A 2,372-nucleotide genomic window follows, 5' to 3' on the forward strand; every position below is an offset into this window, starting at 1 on the left:
TAATTTCGCTTGTAATTTGTAATAAGTCGTATGTTAGGTCTGTATGGAGTAAGCATATGGATGGTGCTTCTGGCAGCAAAAGGCTAATTGGTAATCACACCCATCAAGAGGATGCATTGAACTCAAGCGTAAACTCAAATGCGATCGCAAAATCAAGCTCTATTCTGGACTTGATTTCCTCAAATTCAGATCAAGTCAGGGTATTTGCCTTCGATATCCGAAGCCAACCCCACTTTCAGGGCAAGAATACACTTGAACCTTGGGCGTCACGAGCCTTAGCTGTAGCTGGTTCAGAAGATGTCGTGATCATTCCTGGCAATCTGGATGCAGAGTACTACGACTGGCTGAGAAATCTTGGCTTAGGACCCCAGAAAGTCTTTGCCTTCAACCGTGAAAATGAACCAGCACTGCTCTCAGAGCTGATAATGCAAAAAGCGGATGAAGTTAGAGCATTTCTTGCATCAATTGGAAAACCCTTGGTGTTTGTTCCTTATTATTCGGCAGATGTAGATAAACAGGCGGCGTCAACCATTGATGCCGTTTTTTTTGGCTGTGATCAGTCTATTACCTTAAAGTATTTTGACAAGTCCACCTTCAAGGACCTGTGTCAGTCTCTTGGTATTCCCACAGTACCAGGAACTATCCTGAGTAAATCATCAGACTCTGAGGATTTTGAGACAGAACTGCGACAGGAAATCTTAGGTTGGCTTAGGGATTATGAGACGTTAATGATCCGGGGCGCACAAGGGTCTGTAGGCTCATCACTTCATAAAGTTAACAGCAGTAACCTCGACACTGAGATGCCAAAAATGCTGGCATCGGGAGAGAGTTGTTTTTTAATTGAGCCATTCCTCAAAGTCATTACATCCCCCAATGACCAGTGGATGATTGGGAGCAATGGAGAAATTGCTCATCTGGGCATAACATGCCAGCTGTTTAATGGGTTACAACATATCGGTAACGTGAAAGGAAAACCCTATTCAAAAAGGATAGAAGGGTTAATTCGCGATTACTCCTTCAAAATAGCCCAGCACATGCGAGATGATGGCTATCTTGGCATCTTAGGCATCGATTATATTGTCACAGATCAAGGAATATTTCCCATCGAAAACAACGCCCGACTGAACGGATCGTCCTTTGCATTTTTCATTCTTGACAATTTGTTTGGTTCTAGTGACTACGATGGATGCTGGAAGGTGTTGAGACTTAAAATCGAACCTTGTAGTTTTAGCACCCTAAGGGAAAAGATTGGTTCCTTAATCTACCAGGGTAATGGTAATCCGAATTTTGTCTTTCCTTATGAATTTGATACCTTAGGAACTCAAGGGGATGTCACTCTATTAATTGTAGCTGAGGATTTACATCACCTGGAATACGTTGAGAAAGAGCTATTATCTAAACTAGAGATAGCAGCTCTTAATTGAACTAAGGATTGATATAAAGAAGATACGGCAATCATCAGATTAATTTATCCATTTACAGGGGAAATGGTAAACCTAGGCATATCAATTAGGTATGTAAAGTTAACCTAGGCTTTTTCCCTTTTATTTTTTATTCTTGATTTTACATTAATTAAATAAAACAGATGATTATAGTGATTCATAATCTAAACCAAATCAATATGCACATTATCAATAGCCCAGTTATCGAATCCAGAACCACTATGGTTAAGCTGTAGCCAGCGGAACTGAGTAGCACTAGTTATAGCATCGGTGTCAATGGTCTCAGTAATAGTTTTCCAACTGATGTAGTCTTCTGTGTCATACAAACCCAGTCTTATCCAAGAGATACCGCTATCAATGGAATATTCAAGAGCGAGATCTTCCCCAGAATCTGCATTCTCCCCTCCATTATTACTATTACCAATGATATTACCAATGATTAGGTCAAAGGAAATAGTACCGCCATGAGAAACATCTAGGGCTTGGGTAATAGCATAACGGGAGTTATCTTCTGCAGAACCGCCATCAAACCAAAGGGAGTTGCCATCGCCACCAAAGTTGGTATTAACTTGACCATTGCTAATTTATGCCCATTGGCTATTATCGCTATCCGGGTCAAAGTCATGTTCAAACAGTCAACCGTAGAATCGGCCATATCCACCACTCCTATACTCAAGGTAAACGTGCCAGCTGTTGTAAACTCGTAAGTAAATGTTGTGTAGCCAGTCTGTGAATTAAAATAAGTCGTGGAGGCGACAAAGTCACTATTTGTATCTGCTAGTTCCAACAGGTCCCCTGAGGATATAGAGACAAAGGCAAAATCGTTATATAGCTATAATAAACGCTATATTTTATTTAGCCAGGATAGGATTAGGCATGTTCGGATTGGTTATTAGCATTAGTACTAATCATAGTTTAAAGTTTAGGTAA

General features: G+C 40.4%; 2 protein-coding genes. One reads left to right on the plus strand and one right to left on the minus strand.

What is annotated here, in order from left to right:
- Nucleotides 1-56 precede the first annotated feature (56 nt).
- Nucleotides 57-1,424 carry a hypothetical protein gene (locus F6K49_RS41810; protein ID WP_293107141.1) on the plus strand — a complete coding sequence of 456 codons (1,368 nt, stop codon included), beginning with the start codon at nucleotides 57-59 and terminating at the stop codon, nucleotides 1,422-1,424.
- A 182-nt stretch (nucleotides 1,425-1,606) separates the two neighbouring features.
- On the opposite strand, the gene F6K49_RS53900 is transcribed toward F6K49_RS41810, so the two are convergent.
- Nucleotides 1,607-2,026, minus strand: coding sequence for a hypothetical protein (locus F6K49_RS53900; protein ID WP_366514298.1), 420 nt, complete (start codon nucleotides 2,024-2,026; stop codon nucleotides 1,607-1,609).
- Nucleotides 2,027-2,372: the final 346 nt, after the last annotated feature.

Source organism: Moorena sp. SIO3I6, assembly GCF_010672095.1.

What these genes read in the sequence shown, in the direction of transcription:
- F6K49_RS41810 (WP_293107141.1), top strand. Translation starts at nt 57, where the DNA reads ATGGATGGTGCTTCTGGCAGCAAAAGGCTAATTGGTAATCACACCCAT.